At 73.8% G+C, this 25,016-nt stretch carries 24 protein-coding genes, 1 tRNA gene and 1 pseudogene; 20 read left to right on the plus strand and 6 right to left on the minus strand.

What is annotated here, in order from left to right:
* Positions 1–315 precede the first annotated feature (315 nt).
* From ABC795_RS01010 to ABC795_RS01030, 5 genes are read left to right on the plus strand one after another with little or no spacing between them, the layout of a single operon-like run.
* Positions 316–1,842 carry an ABC transporter substrate-binding protein gene (locus ABC795_RS01010; RefSeq protein ID WP_347058947.1) on the plus strand — a complete coding sequence of 509 codons (1,527 nt, stop codon included), beginning with the start codon at positions 316–318 and terminating at the stop codon, positions 1,840–1,842.
* An 8-nt stretch (positions 1,843–1,850) separates the two neighbouring features.
* Positions 1,851–2,780, plus strand: coding sequence for an ABC transporter permease (locus ABC795_RS01015; RefSeq protein WP_347060666.1), 930 nt, complete (start codon positions 1,851–1,853; stop codon positions 2,778–2,780).
* A complete protein-coding gene (locus ABC795_RS01020; RefSeq protein ID WP_347058948.1) occupies positions 2,777–3,775 on the plus strand; it encodes an ABC transporter permease in 999 nt (332 codons plus the stop codon). Before ABC795_RS01015 ends, ABC795_RS01020 begins: the two co-directional genes overlap by 4 nt.
* Positions 3,772–4,878, plus strand: coding sequence for an ABC transporter ATP-binding protein (locus ABC795_RS01025; protein WP_347058949.1), 1,107 nt, complete (start codon positions 3,772–3,774; stop codon positions 4,876–4,878). The genes ABC795_RS01020 and ABC795_RS01025 overlap by 4 nt, the downstream gene beginning before the upstream one ends.
* Positions 4,875–5,912 (plus strand): ABC transporter ATP-binding protein, encoded by a 1,038-nt coding sequence (locus tag ABC795_RS01030; protein ID WP_347058950.1) that lies wholly within the window; start codon positions 4,875–4,877, stop codon positions 5,910–5,912. The genes ABC795_RS01025 and ABC795_RS01030 overlap by 4 nt, the downstream gene beginning before the upstream one ends.
* Before the next feature lie 24 nt (positions 5,913–5,936).
* Here ABC795_RS01030 and ABC795_RS01035 read toward each other — a convergent pair whose 3' ends face one another.
* Positions 5,937–7,154, minus strand: coding sequence for an MFS transporter (locus ABC795_RS01035; protein ID WP_347058951.1), 1,218 nt, complete (start codon positions 7,152–7,154; stop codon positions 5,937–5,939).
* A 109-nt stretch (positions 7,155–7,263) separates the two neighbouring features.
* Between ABC795_RS01035 and ABC795_RS01040 the strand changes: the two genes are divergently transcribed.
* From ABC795_RS01040 to ABC795_RS01050, 3 genes are all read left to right on the plus strand, one after another.
* Positions 7,264–7,351 (plus strand) — tRNA-Ser (locus tag ABC795_RS01040).
* A 94-nt stretch (positions 7,352–7,445) separates the two neighbouring features.
* A complete protein-coding gene (locus tag ABC795_RS01045) occupies positions 7,446–8,075 on the plus strand; it encodes a LysE family translocator (protein WP_347058952.1) in 630 nt (209 codons plus the stop codon).
* Positions 8,076–8,373: 298 nt separating this feature from the next.
* Positions 8,374–9,240 carry a hypothetical protein gene (locus ABC795_RS01050; RefSeq protein WP_347060667.1) on the plus strand — a complete coding sequence of 289 codons (867 nt, stop codon included), beginning with the start codon at positions 8,374–8,376 and terminating at the stop codon, positions 9,238–9,240.
* Positions 9,241–9,254: 14 nt separating this feature from the next.
* On the opposite strand, the gene ABC795_RS01055 is transcribed toward ABC795_RS01050, so the two are convergent.
* From ABC795_RS01055 to ABC795_RS01065, 3 genes are read right to left on the minus strand one after another with little or no spacing between them, the layout of a single operon-like run.
* On the minus strand, positions 9,255–10,391 hold the full coding sequence (locus tag ABC795_RS01055) for a geranylgeranyl reductase family protein (RefSeq protein WP_347058954.1): 1,137 nt from the start codon (positions 10,389–10,391) through the stop codon (positions 9,255–9,257).
* A 46-nt stretch (positions 10,392–10,437) separates the two neighbouring features.
* Positions 10,438–11,010 carry a TIGR00730 family Rossman fold protein gene (locus ABC795_RS01060; protein ID WP_347058955.1) on the minus strand — a complete coding sequence of 191 codons (573 nt, stop codon included), beginning with the start codon at positions 11,008–11,010 and terminating at the stop codon, positions 10,438–10,440.
* Positions 11,011–11,017: 7 nt separating this feature from the next.
* Complete coding sequence (locus ABC795_RS01065) at positions 11,018–11,476, minus strand: MaoC family dehydratase (protein ID WP_347058956.1); 459 nt, start codon at positions 11,474–11,476, stop codon at positions 11,018–11,020.
* Between the two features lie 153 nt (positions 11,477–11,629).
* On the opposite strand from ABC795_RS01065, the gene ABC795_RS01070 reads away from it, so the two are divergent.
* The 6 genes from ABC795_RS01070 (at position 11,630) to ABC795_RS01095 (ending at position 16,180) form a co-directional block, all read left to right on the plus strand.
* Positions 11,630–12,106 (plus strand): NUDIX domain-containing protein, encoded by a 477-nt coding sequence (locus tag ABC795_RS01070; RefSeq protein ID WP_347058957.1) that lies wholly within the window; start codon positions 11,630–11,632, stop codon positions 12,104–12,106.
* Between the two features lie 190 nt (positions 12,107–12,296).
* Positions 12,297–13,184 carry a 1,4-dihydroxy-2-naphthoyl-CoA synthase gene (locus tag ABC795_RS01075; RefSeq protein ID WP_347058958.1) on the plus strand — a complete coding sequence of 296 codons (888 nt, stop codon included), beginning with the start codon at positions 12,297–12,299 and terminating at the stop codon, positions 13,182–13,184.
* 14 nt (positions 13,185–13,198) lie between these two features.
* The gene (locus tag ABC795_RS01080; protein ID WP_347058959.1) at positions 13,199–13,531 is read left to right on the plus strand and encodes a hypothetical protein; all 333 of its coding nucleotides are present in this window, start codon (positions 13,199–13,201) and stop codon (positions 13,529–13,531) included.
* A 136-nt stretch (positions 13,532–13,667) separates the two neighbouring features.
* Positions 13,668–14,261 carry a TetR-like C-terminal domain-containing protein gene (locus ABC795_RS01085; RefSeq protein WP_347058960.1) on the plus strand — a complete coding sequence of 198 codons (594 nt, stop codon included), beginning with the start codon at positions 13,668–13,670 and terminating at the stop codon, positions 14,259–14,261.
* A gap of 89 nt (positions 14,262–14,350) precedes the next feature.
* Positions 14,351–15,466: an NDMA-dependent alcohol dehydrogenase gene (locus ABC795_RS01090; protein WP_347058962.1), complete on the plus strand. Its 1,116-nt coding sequence runs from the start codon at positions 14,351–14,353 to the stop codon at positions 15,464–15,466.
* A 42-nt stretch (positions 15,467–15,508) separates the two neighbouring features.
* Entirely contained in the window at positions 15,509–16,180 is a 672-nt protein-coding gene (locus ABC795_RS01095; RefSeq protein WP_347058963.1) for an HAD family hydrolase, read from the plus strand.
* A gap of 158 nt (positions 16,181–16,338) precedes the next feature.
* Here the strand turns inward: ABC795_RS01095 and ABC795_RS01100 are convergent, their stop codons facing one another.
* A complete protein-coding gene (locus ABC795_RS01100; protein ID WP_347058964.1) occupies positions 16,339–17,178 on the minus strand; it encodes a glycerophosphodiester phosphodiesterase family protein in 840 nt (279 codons plus the stop codon).
* Positions 17,179–17,274: 96 nt separating this feature from the next.
* Positions 17,275–18,240, minus strand: coding sequence for a glucosyl-3-phosphoglycerate synthase (locus tag ABC795_RS01105; protein WP_347058965.1), 966 nt, complete (start codon positions 18,238–18,240; stop codon positions 17,275–17,277).
* A 186-nt stretch (positions 18,241–18,426) separates the two neighbouring features.
* Here ABC795_RS01105 and ABC795_RS01110 point away from each other — a divergent pair, with 186 nt between their 5' ends.
* The 6 genes and pseudogenes from ABC795_RS01110 to ABC795_RS01135 all read left to right on the plus strand — a co-directional run bounded on the left by ABC795_RS01110 (position 18,427) and on the right by ABC795_RS01135 (position 24,841).
* Positions 18,427–18,663, plus strand: a complete 237-nt coding sequence (locus ABC795_RS01110) for a hypothetical protein (RefSeq protein ID WP_347058966.1) — start codon at positions 18,427–18,429, stop codon at positions 18,661–18,663.
* 32 nt (positions 18,664–18,695) lie between these two features.
* A complete protein-coding gene (locus ABC795_RS01115) occupies positions 18,696–18,935 on the plus strand; it encodes a hypothetical protein (RefSeq protein ID WP_347058967.1) in 240 nt (79 codons plus the stop codon).
* 182 nt (positions 18,936–19,117) lie between these two features.
* Positions 19,118–22,420, plus strand: a pseudogene (gene fdh / locus ABC795_RS01120) (formate dehydrogenase).
* A gap of 28 nt (positions 22,421–22,448) precedes the next feature.
* On the plus strand, positions 22,449–23,513 hold the full coding sequence (locus tag ABC795_RS01125) for a 4Fe-4S dicluster domain-containing protein (RefSeq protein WP_347058969.1): 1,065 nt from the start codon (positions 22,449–22,451) through the stop codon (positions 23,511–23,513).
* Between the two features lies 1 nt (position 23,514).
* A complete protein-coding gene (gene nrfD, locus ABC795_RS01130) occupies positions 23,515–24,561 on the plus strand; it encodes an NrfD/PsrC family molybdoenzyme membrane anchor subunit (RefSeq protein WP_347058971.1) in 1,047 nt (348 codons plus the stop codon).
* Positions 24,562–24,697: 136 nt separating this feature from the next.
* Positions 24,698–24,841 carry a hypothetical protein gene (locus ABC795_RS01135; RefSeq protein ID WP_347058973.1) on the plus strand — a complete coding sequence of 48 codons (144 nt, stop codon included), beginning with the start codon at positions 24,698–24,700 and terminating at the stop codon, positions 24,839–24,841.
* Positions 24,842–25,016: the final 175 nt, after the last annotated feature.

Raw genomic sequence — 25,016 nt, forward strand, 5'->3', positions numbered from 1 at the left:
ACGGCGTCGGCCATCCCCGCCACCGACTCGCCCCAGTAGCCCACCGGGGCGCCCTCGCCGTGCCCGCGCACGCCCCCGTCGTCGACCCTGACCAGGAGGACCTCCTCGGTGTCCACCGACGAGCGGGCGATGGTGAACGTGTTCCGCAGGCGCAGCGTCCGGGGACGGCAGGTGAGTTCCACGGGGGCAGTCTGGCGGGCCGAGGCAGGTCTCAAACAGGCAACGATCCCGGTCAGGGCGCTGTTCGGGTTGTCGGCCGGCGGGGACGGGGTCAAGGTCGGAGCTGCACCACCTGCCCAGACCCCGGAGGTTCCCGTGCGCACCACCCGTCTCCTGTCCCTCGGCGCCGTCGGCGCAGTGGCCCTGACCGCGTGCAGCGGGGGTGGGGAGAGCGTCGACACCGGGGGCGGTGGTGGCGGCGGGGACAACGTGCTCGTGGCCGCGGTGAGCGCGCAGCCCGACCAGTTCGACCCGCACGTCACGAGCGCCTACCCGAGCTTCCAGGTGCTGGAGAACGTCTACGACACCCTCGTCGTCCCGAACCCCGAGGACCTGACGATGGAGCCGAGCCTGGCGACCGACTGGGAGGTCAGCGAGGACGGCCTGACCTGGACGTTCAACCTCCGCGAGGGCGTCACCTTCCACGACGGCAGCGAGTTCGACGCCGCCGACGTCGTCTACTCCTACAACCGGATCATCGACGAGGAGCTGAACAACGCCTACCGGTTCGCCACCGTCGAGAGCGTCGAGGCCGTCGACCCGCAGACCGTCGAGATCACCGTCAGCCAGCCCACGCCCAACCTCCCGGCGCTGATCGGCGCCTTCAAGGGCATGTCGATCCTGCCCGAGGGCGCGGCCGAGGAGTTCGACCTCACCACCGAGGCGGTGGGCACCGGCCCGTTCACGCTGGAGAGCACGGACGCCAGCACCACGGAGCTCGCCGCCTACGAGGACTACTGGGGTGGCGCGCCGAGCATCGACGGCGTCGAGTTCCGCTACATCACCGAGCCGGCCGCGGCGCTGACGGCGCTGCAGAACGGCGAGGTGCAGTGGACCGACAACATCCCGCCGCAGCAGATCGAGTCGCTCGAGGGTGACGACGCCGTGGAGCTGGCCACCACGCCGAGCGTCGACTACTGGTACATGAGCATGAACTACGCCCGGGAGCCCTTCGGCAACCCGCAGGTGCGGCAGGCGATCGCGACCGCCGTCGACCGCGGCGCGGTCACCGAGGCGGCCCGCTTCGGAGCGGCGCAGCCGAACCAGACCGCCATCCCCGAGGACAGCTTCTACCACTACGACTACGCGCCGTTCGAGCCCAGCGTCGAGGAGGCGCAGGCGCTCATGCAGGAGGCCGGCGTCCAGACGCCGATCACGATGGGCCTGATGGTCACCGACGAGTTCCCCGAGACCGTCACCGCCGCACAGGTGATCGCCAGCCAGCTCGAGCCGATCGGGATCGACGTCGACGTCCAGACCGTGGACTTCGCCACGTGGCTCGACCGGCAGGCGCAGGGCGACTTCGACGCCTTCATGCTCGGCTGGCTGGGCAACATCGACCCGTTCGACTTCTACCACGCCCAGCACATCACCGACGGGGGCAGCAACTACCAGGGTTACAGCAACCCGGAGGTCGACCGGTTGCTGAACGCGGCCGCGACGGAGACCGACCAGGCCACCCGCAAGGACCTCTACGACCAGGCCGCGAAGCTCATCGTCGACGACGTCTCCTACCTGTACCTCTACAACCCCGACGTCGTGCAGGCGTGGGCACCGGGGCTCAGCGGGTACCAGATCCGCGCCGACAAGGCGATCAACTTCGAGAACGTGGAGCTGCCCTGACCGGTTACCTGGTCCGGCGGATCGGCCAGTCCGCGGTCGTCCTCGCCGGGGTGAGCGTCATCGTGTTCGGCCTGGTGCACCTCGTACCGGGCGATCCGGTGCGCCTCGCGCTGGGCACGCGGTTCTCCCAGGAGAGCTACGACGCACTGCGCGAGCGTTCGGGGCTGGACCAGCCGCTGATCGAGCAGTTCTTCACCTGGTTCGGCCGGGCGCTGACCGGCGACCTGGGCGTGAGCTTCCGCAGCGGCGAGACGGTGACCTCGCAGATCGCCGAGCGGCTGCCGGCCACGCTGACGCTGGCGTTCGCCTCGATCCTGGTCGCGCTGCTCATCGCGGTCCCGCTCGGCACGATCTCGGCGCTGCGGCCGCGGTCGATCATCGACCGCGTCGCCACGGTGGTCAGCCAGTTCGGCATCTCGGTGCCCGACTTCTGGATGGGCATCGTGCTCATCCTGATCTTCGCCGGGACGCTGGGCTGGCTGCCGTCGGGTGGCTACGTGCCGCTGACCGAGGACCCGGGCGCCTGGCTCCAGCGCCTGCTCATGCCCGCGCTGGTGACCGGGGTGGTCTCCGGCTCGGTCATCACCCGGTTCGTGCGGTCCAGCATGCTCGAGGCGCTGGGCTCGGACCACGTGCGGACGGCGCAGGCCAAGGGGCTGCCCACCCGGCAGGTGTTCACCTGGCACGTGCTGCGCAACGCCTTGCTGCCGCTGGTCACGGTGACCGGCGTGCAGCTGGCCTACCTGCTCTCCGGGGTCGTGGTCGTGGAGATCGTCTTCTCCTGGCCGGGGCTGGGGCAGCTCGCGCTGCAGGCGGTGCAGGCCCGCGACTACCCGGTGCTGCAGGGCGCGATCCTGCTGTTCGCCGTCGTCTTCCTGGTGATCAACCTCGTCGTCGACCTGCTCTACACCGCCATCGACCCGCGGATCCGCCGATGAGCATCCAGCCGACACCGGGCCCGCCGCCCTACCAGGAGCCGGGGGGCGAGCGCCGCCCGGAGACCCCCGAGGAGCCCCCGGGTGGATCGCCGCAGCGGGAGTCCCGGTCGGGGCCGGCGACGCTGCGGCCGGCCCGCCCGCGCTGGCGGGAGACGCTCAGCCTGCTGGCGCACAACCCGACGGCGGCCATCGCGTCGGTGGTGCTGCTGCTGATCGTGGTGGTGGCGATCTTCGACGACGCCATCGCGCCCGCCGGGGCCAACGACATCGAGGTGGCCGACCGGCTGCAGTCCCCCAGCTGGGAGCACCCGTTCGGCACCGACGACCTCGGCCGGGACATCCTCAGCCGGGTCATCCTCGGCGCCTCGGTGTCGCTGAGGGTCGGCTTCCTGGCGGTCGGCTTCGCGCTGGTCGTCGGCACGATGATCGGCCTGCTCGCCGGCTACTACGGCAGGTGGGTCGACGACGTCCTCATGCGGGTCATGGACATGCTGTTCGCGTTCCCGGCGGTGCTGCTGGCGATCGCCGTCCTCGCCGTCCGGGGGCCCGGATCGGGCAACACCGCGCTGGCGATCGGCATCGTCTACACGCCGATCTTCGCCCGCGTCACCCGCGCCAGCGTGCTCGGCGTGCGCGAGGAGGTCTACGTGCGGGCGTCCCGGTCCGTGGGCGCCTCGGACTGGCGGATCCTGACCCGGCACATCCTCCCGAACGCCGCGCCGCCGATCATCGTGCAGACCTCGATCAGCCTGGCCTTCGCCGTGCTCGCCGAGGCGGCGCTGTCGTTCCTCGGCCTGGGCACCCAGCCGCCGAACCCGTCGTGGGGGCTGATGCTGGCCGAGGGGCGCGGGTACATCGAGCTGGCCTGGTGGCTGGCGTTCTTCCCGGGGATGGCGATCTTCCTGACCGTGCTCTGCTTCAACCTGCTCGGTGACGGGCTCCGTGACGCGCTCGACCCGAGGCAGCGCACGCTGATGGCCGGGGGTGGCAAGTGAGCGGCGGCCGGCCGGCCGGCGAGCCGGTGCTGGAGGTATCGGACCTGCGGGTGCGGCTGCGCACCCCGCGCGGCCCGGCCGACGTCGTCAACGGGCTGAGCTACACCGTCGGGGCGGGGGAGACCGTCGCCGTCGTCGGGGAGTCCGGCAGCGGCAAGAGCGTCTCGGTGCTGGCCCTCCTCGGCCTGCTGCCCGCGCGGGTGGCGACGGTGACCGGCCGGGCGCTGCTGCAGGGCGAGGACCTGCTGACCATGTCGCCGGACCGGCTGCGCCAGGTGCGCGGCCCCGGCGCCGGCATGGTGTTCCAGGACCCGATGACGTCGCTGAACCCGGTGCTCACCATCGGCCGTCAGCTGGTCGAGGGCATCCGGGCGCACGGCGACGTCTCCAGGTCCGACGCCCGGGCCCGGGCCGCGGAGCTGCTCCGCGAGGTGGGGCTGCCCGACCCCGAGCGGGCGCTGGACCGCTATCCGCACGAGCTCTCCGGTGGGATGCGCCAGCGGGTCGTCATCGCCATCGCGCTGAGCAACTCGCCGTCGCTGCTCATCGCCGATGAGGCGACGACGGCGCTGGACGTCACCGTGCAGGCGCAGATCATCGACCTGGTCGGGAAGCTGCAGGCCGAGCACGGCACCGGCGTCATCTGGATCACCCACGACCTCGGCGTCGTCGCGGGCATCGCCGACCGGGTGCTGGTCATGTACGGCGGGCGCTGCGTGGAGGACGGCACGGTCGACGACGTCCTCGAGCACCCGGCGCACCCGTACACCCGCGGGCTGCTGGGCTCGCTGCCCGACCTGGCCGCGCCGGTGGGCCCCGACGGCGAGGTCCCCGAGCTGACCGCCGTCCCCGGCCTGCCGCCCCCGCCCACCGACCTGCCGCCGGGCTGCGTCTTCTGGCCGCGGTGCCCGGTGCGCTCGGACCCGCGCTGCGAGACCGAGCAGCCGCCGCTGGCCGTCGTCTCCCGCGCCGCTGCGGGCGGGCCGGCGGGAGCCACGGCGTCCGGCGCGTATCCGGGCGACGGCGCCACCGACGGCGCCGGGTTGCCGCACCGCGCGGCGACCTGGTGCGCCGAGACGGCGGACGGGGGGAGCAGGGGATGAGCGAGGACGTGCTGGTCTCCGCCCGCGGGCTGGAGGTGCACTTCCCCGTCGGGGGCGGCGGCCTCCGGCGGGCGCCGGGCGGTGTGCTGCGCGCGGTGGACGGGGTCGACCTGGACATCCTGCGCGGTGAGACGCTCGGCCTGGTCGGTGAGTCCGGCTGCGGGAAGTCCACGCTGGGCAACGCGCTGCTGCGCCTGATCCCGCCCACCGGGGGCACGGTCACCTTCGACGGCACCGACGTCACCTCACTGGACCGCCGCGGCCTCAAGGAGATGCGCCGCCGGGCCGGGATGGTGTTCCAGGACCCGTTCGCCTCGCTCGACCCGCGCCGCACCGTGGCGCAGACGGTCAGCGAGCCGCTGGAGGTGCACGGCCTGCGGTCGGGCAGGCAGGAGCGCGCCGCCCGGGTCGGGGAGCTGCTGGAGCTGGTCGGCCTGGACCCGGTGGTGGCCGGCCGCTATCCCCACGAGTTCTCCGGCGGCCAGCGGCAGCGCGTCGGGATCGCGCGTGCGCTGGCGGGGGAGCCGGACTTCCTGGTCTGCGACGAGGCGATCGCCTCCCTCGACGTTAGCGTCCAGGCCCAGGTGCTCAACCTGCTGCGCCGCCTGCAGCGGCAGCTGGGGCTCACGCTGCTGTTCATCTCCCACGACCTGTCCGCCGTCCGGCACATCTCCGACCGGATCGCGGTCATGTACCTGGGCCGGGTCGTGGAGATCGGCCCGGCGGCGGCCGTGGGCAGCGATCCGCAGATGCCCTACACGCAGGCGCTGCTGTCGGCGGTCCCGGTGCCGCACCCGGCGAAGGAGCGGGCGCGGCAGCGGATCGTCCTGACCGGCGACGTCCCCTCGCCGTCGGCCGTTCCCAGCGGCTGCCGGTTCCGCACCCGCTGCCCGTACGTCTTCGAGCCCTGCGACGACGTCGACCCCGCGCTGCAGCCGGCCGGGGCGCCCGGTCAGCTGGCCGCGTGCCACCTGCACGGCGTCGTCGGCACCCCGGTGACGCGGACCCCCGAGGGCGTCACCGCCGACCCCTGACCGATCAACAGGCCGGGGTGGGGCTCAGACCTCCGCGCCGACCAGGCGGGGGCGGGCGGCGGCGAGCCCGACGGCGAGCTGCGCGAGCACGACGACCAGGAGCAGTACCAGCCCCGGGGCCCAGGTGTCGGTCGCCTCGTGCAGCAGGCCGACACCGAGCGGGCCGGTGGCGGCGAGCAGGTACCCCACGCTCTGCGCCGCCGCGGACAGCCGGCCGGTCTGGGCGACGTCGCGGGTGCGCTGCAGGATCAGCGTCATCGCCAGCGGGAACGCCGAGCCGGTGCCGAGCCCGAAGAGGAGCACCCACAGCAACGGCGCCGCCGCCGGGGCGACCAGGAGCCCGGTGATGGCCGCCAGCACCGGCAGCGTGCCCAGCAGCACCCACCCCTGCTGGCCGGGGCGGCGGGCGGCCAGTGGCGGGACGACGAGCGACGCGGGCAGCCCCAGCGCCGCCGCGAGCGCCAGCAGACCGCCGGCGGCCACGGGGGAGACGCCGGACTCCGCCTCCAGCACGTCCGCCAGCCAGGTGAGCATCGTGTAGAAGGAGAGCGACTGGAGCCCGAAGAAGAGCGTCACCGCGAGCGCCACGCGGTCGCGCAGCACGGCGGTCCGGGCACCCTGGGGAGCGGCGGCCGGCCGCGGCAGGTCCCGCCGTGCCCGGGTGAGGGCGGCCATGGCGACCAGCGCCGCCACCACCGGCACGCCCCAGAGCAGCAGACCGGCCAGGGCGCTGCCGGCGGCGCCGGCCAGCGGCTGGGCGAGGCCCGCGCCGATGCTGGCCGAGGCGGCCATGGAGGCGGTGATCACGCCGAGCACGAGCGCGCTGCGGTTGCCGTACTCCGCGCGGGCCGCCGCGGGCAGCAGCACGTTGGCCACGGCGATGCCACCGGTGAGGAGCGCGGTGCCGACGTACAGCCCGGGCGCCCCGGCCAGGCGCAGCAGGATGCCGACGGTCAGGGCGACGACGCCCAGCAGCACGGCCCGGTGCACGCCGAACCGCACGGCCAGCGCCGGGGCGAAGGGGGAGACCAGCCCGAAGCACACCAGCGGCAGGGCGGTGACGACGGCGAGCGCCCCCGTGGAGAGCGACAACTCGTTCCCGAGCTCGCCCAGCAGCGGGCCGACGGCGGTGAAGGGGGCACGCAGGCAGAGCGCCACGAGGACCAGGACGGCGGCGGGCAGCGCCAGCAGCCAGACCGGTCGGGTGCGCGGAACCTGGTGCGCCTCGGTGCCCGGTGCCATGACTCCATGCTGGCCCCCCGCCCGCCAGGCGCCCGCATCGGGTGCGGCGGCGGCCGGGCAGACGCTCCGCGCGACCGGCGGCCGCGCAGGCACTAGCCTCGACGCGCCAGGAGGGCTCGCCTAGTGGCCGATGGCGGCGGTCTTGAAAACCGCTAAGAGGTAACCCCTCTTCGTGGGTTCGAATCCCACGCCCTCCGCTCTCGTAGGGGCAGCTCCCGCCGGACGGTGGGGGAGGCCGTCCCGGCGTTCCGCGGCCACCGGCGGGACGCGAGGAGGTGGAACGCTCCGGTCGTGACCTGGCCGGCCTACGCCTCCTTCCTCGTCGTCGCCGTGGTCCTCGTCGTCATCCCCGGGCCGGACTTCGCAGTGGTCGTCAAGAACGCCGTGGCGGGCGGCCGCCGGCGAGGAGCGTGGTGCTCGGTCGGTGTCGCCGGCGCAGCCGCAGCGCAGGGCATCGCCGCCGTCGCGGGCCTCGGTGCGACGATCGCCCATGCGCAGCCGCTGTTCCGGGCGATCACCTGGGCGGGCATCGCCTACCTGGTCCTGCTGGCCGCCCAGGCGATCCGGTCGGCGGTCGTCGGGACGTACCCGCCCCTCGACCACGGCGACACCGCTCCGGGCCGGGCCGCGTCGTCCGGCTGGCGGGAGGGCTTCCTGGTCAACATCACCAACCCGAAGGTGCTCGTCTTCTACCTCGCGGTGCTCCCGCAGTTCCTCGGCCCGCACTCCGGACCCGTCGCGATGGGCGCGCTGTCCCTCACGCACGCGGCGCTGACGCTGCTGTACCTGCTGCTCCTGGTCGCCGGAGTGCACCGGGCCCGGCATGTCCTCGGCCGTCGCCGAGTGCGCCGATCGCTCGATGCGGTCACGGCGGCCGCGCTGCTCGGCTTCGGTGTCCGGCTGGTCGCCCAGAGCCCGTAGGCCGGGGGCCGGACCCGCCCGCGGCACCCGTCCCGACATGCCGGGCGAGCTCGCCGTACGGGGATGACCGCACGCACGCGAAGGCGCGTTCGCGCTGGTCAGAGCAGTACTTGTCGACATGGCGGTGTCGCGGGGAAGGGGTCACCGGGCGCCGCGGGGGCCGGTTGCAACGATCGGGTGACGGCCGGTTCCGGGATGTCCCGGAACCGGCCGTCCACGCCGGTGCGGCGACGTAGCTTCGCTCCTGACCGCGGTACTTCCCCGCCGCGCGAACGCACCGAGGAGCACCCACGTGATCATGGACGCGATGCTGCTGTGGCCGACCGTCGCGGTTGTCGGCTTCCTCCTCTGCACCGCTGTGGTGGTCGCCCTCGGCGCCAGCTCCACCGCCCGCTACGAGTACGCGCGCGCCGCGGCGCAGCAGAGCGCGCAGCGCTCGGCCGCCCGCACCGCCGGCACCCACCCGGCGGGGCGCCGGGCCGCAGCCCACGCCGGCGGGAGCGCGCAGCCGCAGGCCCGCCGGCAGGCGGTCGCCCTCGCCACCGAGCCGGCCCCGGCGTCCGCGCCCGCCGCCCCGGCGTCCGCGCCCGCCGCCCCGGCGTCCCCCGCGCTCGGCTGGCTGCTGGTCGACGACGCGGCGCGGGTGCTGGCCGGCCCGTTCGACGACCGGATCGACGCCGAGTGGGCCGCCCTCGCCGGCGGCCTGTCCCCCGTCGCCGTCGCCGTCTTCGGCCTCGCGCGCCCCGACGGGACCGTCGCTCCCCGGCCCACCCCGGCCGACCAGGCGTGGCTGGCCGAGCTCGGCGACCAGCTGGACCGGCTGCCCGAGGACTGGGACGCGCTGCTCACCGACACCGACCCGCTGACCACCCTGGTGGTGGAGGTCGCCGCGGCGCTGGCCGAGGCGGGGATGCCGCTGTACGACGCCGCCTCGGGTGCCTCGGCCGGTGGCGTCTGCCTGGTGCCCGAGACCGGCTCCTGCGGTGTGCTGGTCAGCTGGCGGACGCACGACCGGATGAGCGTCCTGGGCTCCCGTGGGGAGTCGGCGCACACCGCGGTGCAGGAGCTCATGAACACCGCGGTCGCCGACACCCTCGCCGAGCTCGGGTTCGTCGTCCAGACCTCCGGATCCACCGGGGTCACACTGGTGACGGCGCTGCGCTGACCGGCGCGGGAGCCCTACTCCCCGGCCGACGCCGGCGGGCGCAGGTGGCGGGCGGCGCCGGCCAGCGCCGGCAGGGTCAGCCGGCCGTCGGCCAGCCCCAGCACCACCACGTCGTCGAACACCCGCTGGGACGCCGCGGCGGCCCGGAAGACCGCGTCCATGAACACCGGCCAGCGGCTGAGACCCGACGCCACGGAGGAGTGCCTCAGGTGGTGGCCGAGCCGGCCGGCCAGCGCCCACCGGTAGACCGCACCGGCGTCCGCGCCGGAGCCGGCGGCCCCGCCGGCCAGCGCACCGGAGAGGACGGCGTAGAAGATGCCCTCGCCGGTGAGCGGGTTGATCAGCGACGCCGCGTCGCCGGCCAGCAGGACCCGGCCGTCGGGCTGGCGCGGGCGGCCGGTGCTCAGCGGCAGCCGGTGCGCGCGGAGCTCGTCGGCCACCACCCCGGGCAGCAGGCGCTGCAACCCGTCGACGAGGGCGGCGCGCGTGGCCCCGCCCGAGACCAGCTCGCCGTAGCCTACGTTGGCCCGCCCGTCCCCGAGCGGGAACGACCAGGCGTAGGCCGGCCACCGCTGCTCGGTCGTGGTGATGACCTGGACGCCGCGCTGCCCTGGTGGCTCGGGTGCGTAGCCCCGGATGGCGACGGCCAGCTGGTCGGGGCGGTTGCGGCCGACGTCCACGGCGCGGCGGACCACCGACTCCGCGCCGTCGGCGCCGATGAGGACCCCGGCCGTGACGGAACCGTCCACCTCGACGGCGTCGGGGTGGACCACGACGGACCGGACCACCTGGCGGCGCAGCACCGCCCCGGCCTCCCGGGCGGCCGCGATCAGCCGCGCGTCGAGCACCGCCCGGGGAATCACGTACGAGGGCCGGGCGGTGGCCCGCTCGACCGTCGCGCCGCCGGGGGAGCGCAGCCGCAGCCGGGGCACGGCCGGATAGCCGTCGGTGACCGTTGCGGGATCCACGCCGAGCCCGGCGAGGACGTCGAGCGCCTCCGCGGCGATGCCGTCGCCGCACACCTTGTCGCGGGGGAAGTCGGCCCGGTCGAGCACCAGCACGCGGGCCGAGGGGCGGGCCCGCCGGGCGGCCAGTGCGGCGGCTGCGCCGGCCGGCCCCCCGCCGACGACGACGACGTCCCAGTGCTCCACGGGCCCGACGCTAGGCAGCGTGGCGGCCGGGCGCACGCCCCGCCGATCAAGCCGGCGGCGGGGCGGTCCACTTCCGCGCTGGGTGCCGGTAACCCTCGGTGAACTCCAGCAGCGCGCCCGCGTCCTGCACCACGCCCAGCGCATCGAGCCGGGCGCCGTCCAGGTAGCCGTCGTCGACCATGCGCCGCAGCTGGGCCAGCAGGGGCTGCCAGAACCCGTCGACGTCGAGCAGGGCGGTGGGCTTGGCGTGCAGCCCGAGCATCCCCCACGTCCAGGCCTCGAACAGCTCCTCGAGCGTGCCCGCGGCGCCGGGCAGCGCGACGAACGCGTCGGAGAGCTCGGCCATGCGGGCCTTGCGCTCGTGCATCGAGTGCACGACCTCCAGCCGCGGCAGACCCGGATGGGCCAGCTCGTCGTCGACCAGGTGCTGCGGGATGACCCCGACCACCTCGCCGCCGGCGGCCAGCGCCGCGTCGGCGACCACGCCCATCATCCCGACGTGCCCGCCGCCGTAGACGATCCCGACCCCGGCCCTCGCCAGCCCGGTGGCGAAGGCCGCGGCGGCCTCGGCGTGCGCGGGCGGGCCGGCGTGGGACCCGGTGAAGACGGCGATCCGCACGCGCGGATCAGCCGCGGTAGTAGCGGAAGACCGGCTCGGCGATGCAGACCGGCTTGTCGCCGCCCTCGCGCTCGATGACGGCGGCCAGCGTCACCTGCAGGCCGCCGGCCACCTCCTCGACCGACTTCGCGGTCGCGGTGAGCCGCACCCGGGAGCCGACCGGCACCGGGGACGGGAAGCGCACCTTGTTCAGGCCGTAGTTGACGGCCATCACCGTGTCGGTCACGGCGAGGACCTGCCCCGAGAGCGTGGCGAGCAGCGACAGCGTGAGGTAGCCGTGGGCGATCGGGCCGCCGAAGGGGCTCTCGGCCTTGGCGCGCTCGACGTCGACGTGGATCCACTGGTGGTCGCCGGTCGCGTCGGCGAAGAGGTTCACGTGCTCCTGGGTGACCTCGTGCCAGTCGCTGGTGCCCAGCTGGGTGCCGACGAGTCCGGGGACCTCGGCCATGGTGGTGGTGGTGCTCATGCGCGCAATTCCTCCGTCGGACGTGCGGATGCCTCCCTGCAACCTAGTCCCGCGGGACGTCGGTCTCTGCTTCGCAAGCGAAGCAGAGACCGACGTCCCGCAGGACACCCCTTGGCCTCGCGGGGAGGGCGCGGGACCGGGTTCACTGGGCGGGTGCTCGCCTCGACCGACGGCTGGACCGCCTGCAGCCAGGGGCACCGCCACTGGGGGCGGGCGGGCGCCGCCGGCCTGCTCATCCACCGCGGCGGCCCCGACGGCGTCGAGGTGCTGCTGCAGCACCGGGCCTGGTGGTCCCACCACGGCGGTACCTGGGGGACGCCGGGTGGCGCGCTGCACACCGGCGAGTCGCCGGCCGCCGGTGCGCTGCGCGAGGTGGGGGAGGAGCTCGGCCTCGCCCCCGGCGACGTCGTCCTGGGCGCGCAGTCGGTCGACGACCACGGCGGCTGGGCGTACACGACGGTGCTGGCCCGTCCGGCGCGGCCGTTCGAGGCGTCGGACCTCCGGCTGGACGGCGAGAGCGACGGCGTGGCCTGGGTCCCCCTCGCCGGGCTCGTCGCCGTGCAGCTGCACCCGGGCCTGGCCGCCTCCCTCGACCGGCTCCGCCCACTTCTCGCGGGCGACGACGCGTAGACCCGGGTGGCGCGGGGCACAGGCGGTGCCGATGCCCCGCCCCGGCGGAGCTGCGTCCCCGCACGACGAAGGAGCCGGCCCTGTTCCGCCACCGCGCATCCCGGACCGCACACCGCGGGACCGCGTCCGCCCTGGCGGCCGGTGACCCGGCGGCCGCGAGGGCCCCCGGCGAGGGCGTTAGGTTCGGCGCATGAGCGCGCGCGACGACGTCTCCGAGATCTTCGACAGCTCCGCGTGGCGGCCGGTCGAGGGCTTCGACTTCGCCGACATCACCTACCACCGGGCCGTCGACGCCGGCGTCGTCCGCATCGCCTTCGACCGGCCCGAGGTGCGCAACGCCTTCCGGCCGCAGAGCGTCGACGAGCTGATCACCGCCCTGGAGCACGCCCGGCTGTCCACCGACGTCGGCTGCGTGATCCTCACCGGGAACGGGCCCAGCCCGAAGGACGGCGGCTGGGCGTTCTGCTCCGGTGGCGACCAGCGGGTGCGCGGGAAGTACGGCTACGAGCACGCGCAGGGCTCGAGCGGCCGGCTGCACATCCTGGAGGCCCAGCGGCTGATCCGCTTCATGCCCAAGGTGGTCATCTGCGTCGTGCCCGGGTGGGCGGCCGGTGGCGGGCACAGCCTGCACGTCGTCTCCGACCTCACGCTCGCCAGCGCCGAGCACGCCCGCTTCAAGCAGACCGACGCCGACGTCGGCAGCTTCGACGGCGGCTTCGGGTCGGCGTACCTGGCGCGGCAGGTCGGGCAGAAGTTCGCCCGGGAGATCTTCTTCCTCGGCGAGGAGTACACCGCCGCGGACGCCCACGCCATGGGCATGGTCAACCGCGTCGTTCCGCACGCGGAGCTCGAGGCCACCGCCCTGGAGTGGGGGAAGAAGGTCGTGGCGAAGTCGCCGACCGCGCAGCGGATGCTCAAGTACTCCTTCAACCTGATCGACGACGGCCTGGTCGGCCAGCAGCTGTTCGCCGGTGAGACCACGCGGCTGGCCTACATGGCCGAGGAGGCCGTCGAGGGCCGGGACGCCTTCCTCGAGAAGCGTGACCCCGACTTCACCCGTTTCCCCTGGCACGTCTGAACGAGGAGGACCGCATGATCGTCGAGGTGGTGACGGGCGCCGACGAGCGTCCGGAGGCGCGGGTGGTCGACGTCGACGACCTCGGTCGGCTGCACCTGGCACTGGGCGCCGTGACCGACGAGGAGGCCGCCGAGGCCCTGGAGCGTTCCGGACTGGGCCGGCTGCGGGACGCGGACACCGCGGTCCTGGACGTGGCCGCGCTGCGGGCGGCCGCGGAGCCGCGGGCGAGCGCGGAGAACTGGTCGACCCGGTGGGACGCGATGATCGGCGGCGCCCGCGGCAAGGGCTGGCTGTCCGCGGACGGGGCCACCCTCCAGGTGCACGTGGAGAGCGCCGCAGGCGCCTGAGCAGGGCAGCCGCCACCGGGCCACCCGGTCCGCCCGGAGAAGTAGCTGTGACCCGAAGGCATCAGATCATTGTGGTCGCACCGCTGAGCAGCAAGTATGTGCGGGTGCATACGACGAGCCGGGATGGAACGACGTCATGAGCGGCACCCCGGGGCGGCCGCTCAGTGCGGAGCTGTCCGAGCAGCTGCTCGCCGTGGCCGTCGACATCCTGGCCGAGGAGGGGTGGGGGCGGCTCAACAGCGACCGCGTCGCCGCCCGCGCCCGCGCGGGCAAGGCGGGCATCTACCGCCGGTGGCCCACGATGGCGGCGCTCGCCCGCGCGGCGGTGAGCCGGTCCGAGCTGGTGGTGCTCCCCGAGGACGGCGGCTCGATGCGCGCCGATCTGCTGGGGCTGCTCACCGAACGCTGGTCGCAGCCGCTGAACCGCGAGGAACGGGCGGTGGCGAGCCTGCTCGGCGCGGCCCGGCACGACGAGGAGCTGCGCGCGGGCCTGGACGAGGCGCTCGTCCGGCCGCTGGAGGCGGCCGTGCAGGAGATCGGCGCGCGCGCCCAGCGACGGGGCGAGGGCGTCCGGCTCGAGCGCCTTCGGCTGCTGAGTTCGGTGCTCGAGGCGTTCTGGTGGCAGCGCTACCGGATGCCCGAGCCGTTCACCGCCGAGCAGATCGGATGCGTCGTCGACGAGGTGCTGGTGCCGCTGCTGCGGCCGGCCGGGGAGACCGTCGCCGCCTGAGCGCCCGGAGCCGCCAGGCACGATGACCGGTGGTCAGCCCGGCGCCGATGCCGACGGCGCCCGACCACGACCCGAGGAGGAGCCGCACCGTGCGGACGAGAGCTGCGGTACTGCGCGAGCCGGAGACCGAGTACGAGATCGTCGAGTTGGAGGTCCTCGACCCCGGCCCGGGCGAGGTGCTGGTCGAGATGGCCTACGCCGGGCTCTGCCACTCCGACGAGCACCTGCGGCACGCCAACCCCGGCGGGCGGTACCCCATCGTCGGCGGGCACGAGGGCTCCGGCGTCGTCCAGGCCGTCGGGGCCGGCGTGACCGGGGTGGCCCCCGGCGACCACGTCGTCACCAGCTTCCTGCCCGCCTGCGGGCACTGCCGGTACTGCGCCTCCGGCCGGTCGAACCTCTGCGACAAGGGCGCGACCATCGCCACCGGGCAGCTGCCCACCGGCACCTTCCCGTACCGGCTCGACGGGGAGCCGCTGGGCGGGTTCTGCATGATCGGCGCCTTCGCGCGGCACACGCTGCTCAGCGAGTTCTCCTGCGTCAGGATCGACCCCTGGCTGCCGCTGGACACCGCCGCCCTGGTCGCGTGCAGCGTGCCCACCGGCTGGGGGTCGGCGGTCTACTCCGGTGGCGTCCGGCCCGGGGACACCGTGGTCGTCATCGGCCTCGGCGGGGTGGGGGTCAACGCCGTGCAGGGCGCGGTGCACGCCGGCGCGATGCACGTGATCGGCGTCGACCCGGTGGCCATGAAGCGCGAGTTCGCCGAGTCGCTCGGCGCCACCCGCACGGTCGCCGACGCCGGCGAGGCGGCGGCCCTCGCGCGGGAGCTGTCCCGCGGCACCGGCGCCGACGTCGTCGTCGTGACGGTGGGGAAGATGTCCGGGGACGTCTACAAGGCGGCGTCGGGCTGCGTGGGCAAGGGCGGCACCCTGGTGCTGACCGCGCTCGCCGACCGCCCCGAGGAGGGCCGGGCGACGCTCAACGGCCAGCTGACCACGGTGTTCGAGAACCGGGTGCAGGGCTCGATGTTCGGCTCCTGCAACCCGTTCACCGACATCCCGCGCCTGCTCCGGATGCACGAGGAGGGCCGGCTGGAGCTCGACCGGCTGATCACCCGCCGGTACTCCCTCGACGAGGTCGACCAGGGCTACCGCGACCAGGCGGCCGGCGAGACGGTCCGGGGCCTCCTCGTCCACTCCGGCTGACCCCAGGGTTCAGGCGCGGCGGCGGTGGGCAGCCCGTGGCGCATGAGCTCCCCGCGCATCGCCGTCCTCGACGTCGACGGCACCCTCGTCGACACCAACTACCAGCACGCCCTGGCCTGGTACCGGGCCCTGCGGTCCCTGGGGGAGACGTTCCCGGTCTGGCGGATCCACCGGCTGATCGGCATGGGCGGCGACCGGCTGCCGGCCGCGCTCGGGGGCGACGACGTCGAGGAGCGCATCGGCGACCAGGCCCGCGAGCGGTGGACCGAGGAGTTCGACCGGCTGATCGACGAGGTGGCGCCGCTGCCCGGTGCCCGTGAGCTGGTCCAGGCGTTGCGCGAGCGCGGTCACCGCGTGGTGCTGGCCAGCTCGGGCAAGGCCAAGCACGTCGACCACTCGCTGGACCTGCTCGGCCTGCGGGACCTGGCCGAGGCCTGGACCACCAGCGACGACGTCGAGTCGAGCAAACCCGCGCCCGACCTGCTCGAGGTGGCGCTGGAGAAGCTGGGCGAGCCCGCGGACGCGCCGAGCGTGATGATCGGCGACTCCGTCTTCGACGTGGAGGCGGCGAGGAAGGCCGGGATGCCGGCGCTGGTCGTGCGGTCCGGGGGGTTCGGCGACGAGGAACTGCGCGACGCCGGTGCGCTCGACGTCTTCGACACCCCTGGTGACCTCGCGGCGGCGCTGGACCGGCTGGACCTCTCCGCCGGCTGACCGGATCCCGCGCCGGGGTCCGGTGGTCTGCCCCACGGACAGTCGGTCTCTGCTTACCACGGTAAGCAGAGACCGACTGTCTCCGGATGCACCGCCCGGCCCGCAGGCCTCACGCTGCGTGGTGGCTCCGCAGGTCGCTGCCCGCTCTCGGCCGGCCGTCAGGCCGCGGGGGTCGTTCCGCGGCCCAGCCGGCGGAGCGCCTCCTCCGGCCGGTCGGTGATGACCGCGTCCACGCCGAGGCCGACCAGGAAGTCGATGTCGGCGGCCGTGTTCGCCGTCCACACGACGACCTCCTTGCCGGCGGCCTGCGCCGCCGCCACGTACCCCGGATCGGCGCGCAGCAGCGCCAGCCCCGGGCCGACGGCGCTCATCGAGCCCGCCAGCAGCTCGGTTCGCACCGGGCGCAGCCGCTTCCCGATGAGCTGCACGGTGGGCACGCCGGGGGCGAGCGCGTGGACGCGGCGCACCGCGCGCTGGGAGAAGCTCATCACCCGGAACGCCGGCTTCCCGCTCCACTCCGCCGGACGGTCGCCCTGCAGGAGGCCGTAGCGGCGCAGGGACCGCACCAGCTCCTGCTCCACGCGGTTGGTGTGCCGGGTCGGGTGCTTGGTCTCGATGGCGAGCCGGACGGGCTCGGGCGTCGCGGTGACGTACTCGAGCAACCGGTCCAGGGTGAGCACCAGACCGTTCTCGACGTCGGGCTCGTCGGTGACCGCGGTGATCGTGTCGTCCTTCCACCGGTCCAGCCGGCCGCGCCGGGCGCCGAAGCGGAACTGCTCCAGCTCGGCGAGGTGCAGGGCGGAGACGACGCCGCGGCCGTTCGAGGTGTGCCGGACCCGCCGGTCGTGGACGCAGACGAGCATGCCGTCGCGGGTCATCCGGACGTCGCACTCCACCGCGTCGGCGCCGATGACGGCGGCGTTCCGGTACGCGGCCAGCGTGTGCTCGGGCGCCTCCGCGGTGGCTCCGCGGTGGGCGACGACCTCGGGTCCGCTCACCGGTGCGGACGGGGGGGGACGACGGGCGGGACGGTCGAGCGGCACGCGGGGATCCTCCCCGCCCGCGGCGGGCTCCGCGACCGAGGGCGCGAGCGGTCAGCCGACGAGGCGGGCGCGGTACTCCGGCACGGTGGCCATCGGCGGGCGCTCGTCGACGGCGACGGCGCTGGTACGGGGCACGAAACCCGCGCCGTCGTGCCGGAACTGGGTGAGCAGCCCGCTCGGCTCGCGCTCGGCAGCGGCGCGGGCGAGCACGGCCGCGACGACCTGCCCGGCCATCTCGCCGAGCGCCTCGACGCTCTGCGATGTGTGCCGGCGCTCGCCGAGGTCCACCTGGGCGAGCGAGGAGAGCCCGCCCCGCCGCAGCAGGTCGACGAGCAGGCCGACCTCCACCCCGTAGGCGGAGACGAACGGCACCTGCTCGAGGGCGGAGCGCCGGCCGGCGTACTCCCCGCCCAGGGGCTGGACGAAGCCGGCGAGCTCGGGCCACAGCGCGTTGAGCAGCGGGCGGGCGGTCAGCTCGGTCACCCGGCCCCCGCCGGCCGGCTGCTCCACGCCGCCGACCTGGAGGGGGCGGGTGTAGCAGCCTTTGACGTAGTCGACCTGCGGGTCGGTGAGCAGCGGGCCGAGCAGGCCGGGCACGTAGTGGGCGACGTCGCCGAGCAGGTCGGCGTCGAGGAAGACGACGAGGTCGCCGGTGGTGGCGGCCAGCGACTTCCAGAGCGCCTCGCCCTTGCCACGGCGGGTGCCGTGGCCGGGGAGCACGTCGGTGGTGGCGACGACGTCGGCGCCGGCGGCCCGGGCGACGGCGGCGGTGGCATCGGTGCTGTCGGAGTCCACGACGACGAGCTCGTCGACCAGGGGAACCTCGCGCACCCAGCGGGCGTGCAGGTCGGCGACGAGCCGGCCGACCGTCGCCTCCTCGTTGCGGGCGGGCAGGACGACGCTGACCCGGTGGCCCCCGCGGCGCTTGGCCTGCAGCAGGGCGACCGGATCGAGCTGCGCGAGGGAGCGCGCGGCGGTGGTGCGGTCGGCGAACCAGGCGCGGGCGTCAGGTCTCACGCCGACACTGTCGACCAGCCGTGACGCCCGCACCAGCGGGCCACCCTGCTGTTCACCAGGCCGTCACAGGAGCTTTCCCGGCCGCAGCGCGACGACCATGCCGCGAGCGGGCCCGGCGCCGACGCCGAGCGGGGTCGGCGACCGGGTCGACTCGCGGCGCCGCCGGGCAGCCCCCACGATGCGGGCATGACCTCAGGGCAGCTGCCCGACCAGGTGCCCCTCCCGCACGTCAGGGGCGAGCAGCGACGGCGGGTGGCGCTGCTGCTCGAGACCGCCGACGTCCTGGCGGAGCGCGCCCGGCGCACCGACGACCTCGTCCAGGCGCAGGTGCTGCTGCGCCGGTCGGCGCAGCGCCGCGCGCAGGCGGCCCGCCTCGCGGCCGGCGAGGGGCGCCCGGCGGGGCGTGGCACCGACCGCGCCTGAACGCCGCGATCCCTTGCCGCTATGTTTGGTCGATGCTCCGCCGGCTGTGCGCCCTCGTCGCGGGGGCGGTGGTGTCCGGCTTCGCCTTCCTGCTGGTCACCGGTCAGTACAGCAACGACGGGCCGGTGCTCCTGAGGCTGAGCGGCGACCACGGGCTGCACGCCGGTGACCTGTTCGTCCTGGCGGGGTGGGCGGTCGCCGTCCTCGCGCTGCTCGCGCTCGTCGCGATGCCGGCCCGGCGCCCCGGCAGCGAGCTCCCGCCCCGCGGCTGACGCCCCGTTCTCGACCACCTGCTGACCACCATCTCCTTCCCCTCGGGCGCGGGTGACGGGCTGCGCCGGCAGTCCAGCGCCCTGGCGTTCACGTTCACCGAGGCCCAGCGCGACTCGTCCGGGGGAGTCGCGGAGCAGGCGCCGGGCCCGTCAGCGCGCCGCGCCGCGGATCGGGTGGCAGAGTGACGGGTGTGAAGACCTGGCTCGAGAGCTGGCCGGTGTACCGGCAGCTCACCGGTTCGGACCCGTTCGGGCGTGGCGTGGCCGCGCGCAGCAAGGCGACGGAGGCGGTGGTGTCGCGAACCGCGACCGCCGACCGCGTCGTGAAGAGCGTCTGCCCGTACTGCGCCGTCGGCTGCGCGCAGAACGTCTACGTGCAGGACGAGAAGATCGTCCAGATCGAGGGCGACCCGGACTCGCCGATCAACCGCGGCCGGCTGTGCCCCAAGGGCTCGGCCAGCAAGCAGCTGGTCACCAGCCCGACGCGCCAGACCACGGTGAGGTACCGCCGTCCCTACGGGACGGAGTGGGAAGACCTGGACCTCGACACGGCGATGGAGATGATCGCCGACCGCGTCCTGGAGGCCCGTCGCAAAGGCTGGCAGGACACCGATGACGCGGGCCGGCGGCTCGGCCGGACGATGGGGATAGCGAGCCTCGGAGGGGCGACCCTCGACAACGAGGAGAACTACCTCATGAAGAAGCTCTACAGCGCTCTGGGCGCGATCCAGATCGAGAACCAGGCGCGCATATAGCACTCTTCGACGGTGCCCGGTCTGGGCGCCTCGTTCGGTCGTGGCGGTGCCACGAACACCCAGCAGGACCTCTCGAACGCCGACTGCATCGTCATCGAGGGTTCGAACATGGCCGAGTGCCACCCGGTGGGGTTCCAGTGGGTGGTCGAGGCCAAGGCCCGCGGTGCCAAGGTCATCCACATCGACCCGCGGTTCACCCGCACCAGCGCGATCGCCGACCTGCACGTCCCGCTGCGGATGGGCACCGACATCGCCTTCCTCGGTGGGCTGATCAACCATGTGCTGAGCAACGACCTGTACTTCAAGGAGTACGTGGCCGCCTACACCAACGCGGCCGCGATCGTCAGTGCGGACTTCGCCGACTCGGAGGACCTCGACGGCCTGTTCTCCGGCTACGACCCGGAGACCGGCACCTACGACGAGTCCAGCTGGCAGTACGAGCCGGAGGAGGCGCCGCACTCGGGTTCCGACGACCCGGCCGAGGCCGCCGAGCAGCAGCGCATCGAGCAGGACCCGAGCGTCCAGCGGGCCGACCACGCCCAGGCCGCCGGCAGCGGTGGGCCGCCGATCGCCAGCAAGCCGAAGCGCGACGACACGCTCCAGCACCCGCGCTCGGTGTTCCAGATCCTCAAGCGGCACTACGCCCGCTACACGCCGGAGATGGTGGCCGAGGTCTGCGGCATCGAGCCGGCGGTGTTCGAGCAGGTCGCCCGGTGGGTCACCGAGAACAGCAACCGCGAGCGGACCACGGCGTGGGTGTACTCGGTGGGCTGGACACAGCACAGCGTCGGCGCCCAGTACATCCGCACCTGCTCGATCCTGCAGCTGCTGCTGGGCAACATCGGCCGCCCGGGTGGCGGCATCCTGGCGCTGCGCGGCCACGCGAGCATCCAGGGCTCCACCGACGTCCCGACGCTGTTCAACATCCTGCCCGGCTACCTGCCGATGCCCCACGCCCTGCAGCACCAGACGCTGGAGGACTACGTCGCCGACGCCGCCGGCAAGGCCGGCTTCTGGGGCAACAAGCCGTCCTACATGGTGAGCCTGCTCAAGGCCTGGTGGGGCGATGCGGCGACGGCGGAGAACGACTTCGCCTTCGACTACCTGCCCAGGATCAACGGCGACCACAGCTCGTACCGCACGATCGCCGACATGATCAAGGGCAAGGTCTCCGGCTACTTCCTGGTCGGGGAGAACCCCACGGTCGGGCACCCGAACGGCCGGATGAACCGGTTCGGCCTGGCCAACCTCGACTGGCTCGTCGTCCGCGACCTGCAGATGATCGAGTCGGCGACCTTCTGGAACGAGTCGCCGGAGATCGAGACGGGGGAGCTGGCCCCCGAGACGATCGGCACCGAGGTCTTCTTCATGCCGGCGGCCACGCACGTGGAGAAGGAAGGCACCTTCACCCAGACCCAGCGGGTGCTGCAGTGGCGGGACAAGGCGGTCGATCCGCCGAACGACGCCCGCAGCGACCTGTGGTTCTACTTCCACCTGGGCCGCATCCTGCGGGAGAAGCTGAAGGACTCCACCGACCCCCGCGACCGTCCGCTGCTCGACCTCACGTGGGACTACCCGACCCACGGCCCCGAGGGTGAGCCCAGCGCCGAGCACGTGCTTCGCGAGATCAACGGCACCGGGCCCGACGGGCGGGCGCTGTCGTCCTACATGCAGATGAAGGACGACGGCTCGACGACCGGCGGCTGCTGGATCTACTGCGGCGTCTACGCCGACGAGGTCAACCAGGCCGCGCGCCGGAAGCCGGCCGACGAGCAGGGCCCCGCCGCCCTCGAGTGGGGCTGGGCCTGGCCGCTCAACCGGCGCATCCTCTACAACCGCGCCTCGGCCGACCCGGACGGCAAGCCGTGGAGTGAACGGAAGAAGTACGTGTACTGGGACGAGGCCGCCGGTGAGTGGACCGGTCTCGACGTTCCCGACTTCGAGAAGAACAAGCGGCCGGACTACGTGCCGCCGGAGGGTGCCAGGGCGCAGGACGCCCTCGCCGGGAACGACCCGTTCGTCATGCAGGGCGACGGGAAGGGCTGGCTGTACGCGCCGGCGGGGCTGGTCGACGGCCCGCTGCCGACGCACTACGAGCCGGTCGAGTCGGTGGTCGAGAACCCCCTGTACCAGCAGCAGGCGAACCCGACCGTCCAGCGCATTCCGGGGCCGTGGAACCGGGAGAACCCGTCGCGAAGCGAGATCTTCCCGTTCCAGGTGACCACCTACCGGCTCACCGAGCACCACACGGCCGGCGCGATGAGCCGCACGCTGCCCTACCTCGCCGAACTGCAGCCGGAGTTCTTCGTCGAGGTCAGCCCGGAGCTGGCGGCGCTGCGCGGGCTCACCCACGGCGACTACGCCACGCTGGTCAGCGCCCGGACGGCGATCGAGGCGAAGGTGCTGGTGACCGAGCGAATGCGGCCGATCAGGCTGCGCGACGGCCAGGTCGTGCACCAGATCGGCATGCCCTACCACTGGTCCTACAACGGCATCTCCACCGGCGACTCGGCCAACGACCTGCTGGGCATCGTGCTCGACGCGAACACGCACATCCAGGAGGACAAGGTCAGCACCGCCGACATCGTCCCCGGACGGCGGCCGCGCGGCCCGGAGCTCCTCGAGTTCGTGGAGGACTACCGCCGGCGGGCCGGGGTGGAGTCCGGACGGGTGGGGGTCAACGGCCGCGACCCGGTCGCCGCCGACGCCGGAGAAGGGTCGACCCTGTGAGAACTCCGATCGCAGCGAAGGGCGCGGCATGACGATCAGCTCGGCGAGCGCGGCGTTCACCGGCCACGATCCCGGTAACCGGCTGTACGGTCCGGTGCCCGACGTGACCGGTGAGTCCGGGTACGAGGAGGACCACCCCAAGCGGGTCGGGTTCTTCACCGACACCTCGGTGTGCATCGGCTGCAAGGCCTGCGAGGTGGCCTGCAAGGAGTGGAACACCCTCCCGATGGACGACTCGCACGGCGTGCGGGACGCGATCGGGATGTCCGGGATGTCCTACGACAACACCGGCCAGCTGGGTGCGAACTCGTGGCGGCACGTGGCCTTCATCGAGCAGAGCCGGGCCGTCGACCTGCCGATGCCGACCTTCGGCCGGCCGGGGGACGACCGGCAGGGCAGCGGTCCGTCGCCGGCGGAAGCCGGGGAGGACGTGAGCCTGGCGAACGCCCAGCAGAGCAGCGTGCTCAACGCCGAGGCGCTCAGCGAGTTCGACCCGCAGACCGGCCAGAGCGGCGCGGACAAGCAGGTCCGCTGGCTGATGAGCTCCGACGTCTGCAAGCACTGCACGCACGCCGGCTGCCTCGACGTCTGCCCGACCGGGGCGTTGTTCCGCACCGAGTTCGGCACCGTCGTCGTGCAGGGGGACATCTGCAACGGCTGTGGCTACTGCGTGGCGGCCTGCCCGTACGGCGTGATCGACCAGCGCAAGGACGACGGCCGGGTCTTCAAGTGCACGATGTGCTACGACCGGCTCACCGATGGCAAGGAGCCGGCCTGTGCGACGGCCTGCCCCACCCAGTCGATCCAGTTCGGCGACCTCGACGAGCTGCAGGCCCGGGCGGACGCGCGGCTGGCGACGCTCAAGGAGCAGGGCGTGGAGACCGCCCGGCTGTACGGGCGGGACGAGCACGACGGCGTCGGCGGGGACGGGGCGTTCTTCCTGCTGCTCGACGAGCCCGAGGTGTACGGCCTGCCGCCGGACCCGATCGTGACGACGCGGGACCTGCCGGCGATGTGGAAGGCGGCCGGCAAGGCCGCGGCGATGATGGTCGGGGTCGCCGTCACGGCGATCGTCGGCTCGCGGCGGAGGTGACATGACCGGCGGGATCACCAGTCCGGGCTCAGGCTGGCGCCAGGCCGACCGCGGCCCGGCGACGCAGCGCACCGGCAAGAAGAAGCGGCGCGGCGGCGGGTGGCGGGGCCGCGGCGAGGTCTCGATGGTCGACGACGTCGAGTTCACCTCCTACTACGGCCGCCAGATCGTGAAGACGCCGGTGTGGAAGTCGCCGGACGTGCCGCTGTACCTGTTCCTGGGCGGGGCGGCCGGGTCCTCGGCGATCCTCGGCGCGCTGGCCGACGTCACCGGCCGGCCGGCGCTGACGAAGGCGTCCCGGCTGACCGCCGGCGCCGGGTCGATCCTGTCGGTGGGCTGGCTGATCCACGACCTCGGGCGGCCCGAGCGCTTCCTGCACATGCTGCGGGTGTTCAAGGTGACCTCGCCGCTGTCGGTGGGCACGTACATCCTGGCGCCGTTCAGCGCGGCGGCCGGGGCGACGGCGGCGGTGGAGCTGCTGGGCTGGTTCCCGCGGCTGAAGCGGTTCGGCGGCGTGGTGTCCGCGCTGTTCGGCGGGCCGCTGGCCACCTACACCGGGGTGCTGCTGGCCAACACGGCGGTGCCGTCGTGGCACGCGGCGCACACGCAGCTGCCCTACGTCTTCGGTGGCTCGGCGATGGCCGCCGGCGGGGGCATCACGATGATGTTCACGCCGGTGGAGGAGGCCGGGCCGGCCCGGAAGATGGCGATGGCCGGTGCCGCGATCGAGCTGGCCGTGGTGCACAAGGTGGAGAACGACCACGGCATCGTCAGCGAGCCGTTCCACGAGGGCCGGCCAGGAACGTTCATGCGGGCGGCCCGGACGTGCACCGCGGTGGGGGCCGGGCTGACCGCCGTCGCCGGGCGCACCCGGCTGGGAGCCATCGCGTCGGGGACGTTGCTGGCCGCGGGGTCGCTGCTCACCCGCTTCGGCGTCTTCGAAGCCGGCATCGCGAGCACCAAGGACCCGAAGTACGTCGTCGTCCCGCAGCGCGAGCGGCTGGCCGCCCGCGAGGCGCAGGACCACGTCGACACGACCACCCGCTGACCCGCCGCTCGCCGGCAGGCGGGGCGCTCGGCGCGAAGGGGCCTGGAACCACCCACTTCTGGGCTGCCTGATGAGGTCGGCGGGCAGCTAGTTCCCCGACACGTGGCGTGCGCGACCCGGCGGACAGAGGTGCTCGATGCCCTGGTGGGTCTGGCTCAGCATCGGTTGGGTGCTGATCGCCGTCCTGCTCGGCGTTCTCCTCGGACGGAGCTTGAGCCTGGGGGAGCGCGGGGACTGGCTGCGGCGAGGCCGGCCGGATCGCCGGAAGAAGCCGCGCTGATCGAGCGGCATGGCCGTTCCCCGATCTCGCCGGGGAGGGTCACACCCCCGAGAGTGCCCGCACCTGCCCCCGTTCGCTCCATCCGGTGACGCTGAGTCATCCCTGGTGCCACCCGATCGGTGGACTTGTGGTGCCTGAGCGGTACCCCACCCCAGGGCAGTGACTTACGGTCACC

It is taken from the genome of Blastococcus sp. HT6-30 (assembly GCF_039729015.1).
Classification (GTDB): domain Bacteria; phylum Actinomycetota; class Actinomycetes; order Mycobacteriales; family Geodermatophilaceae; genus Blastococcus.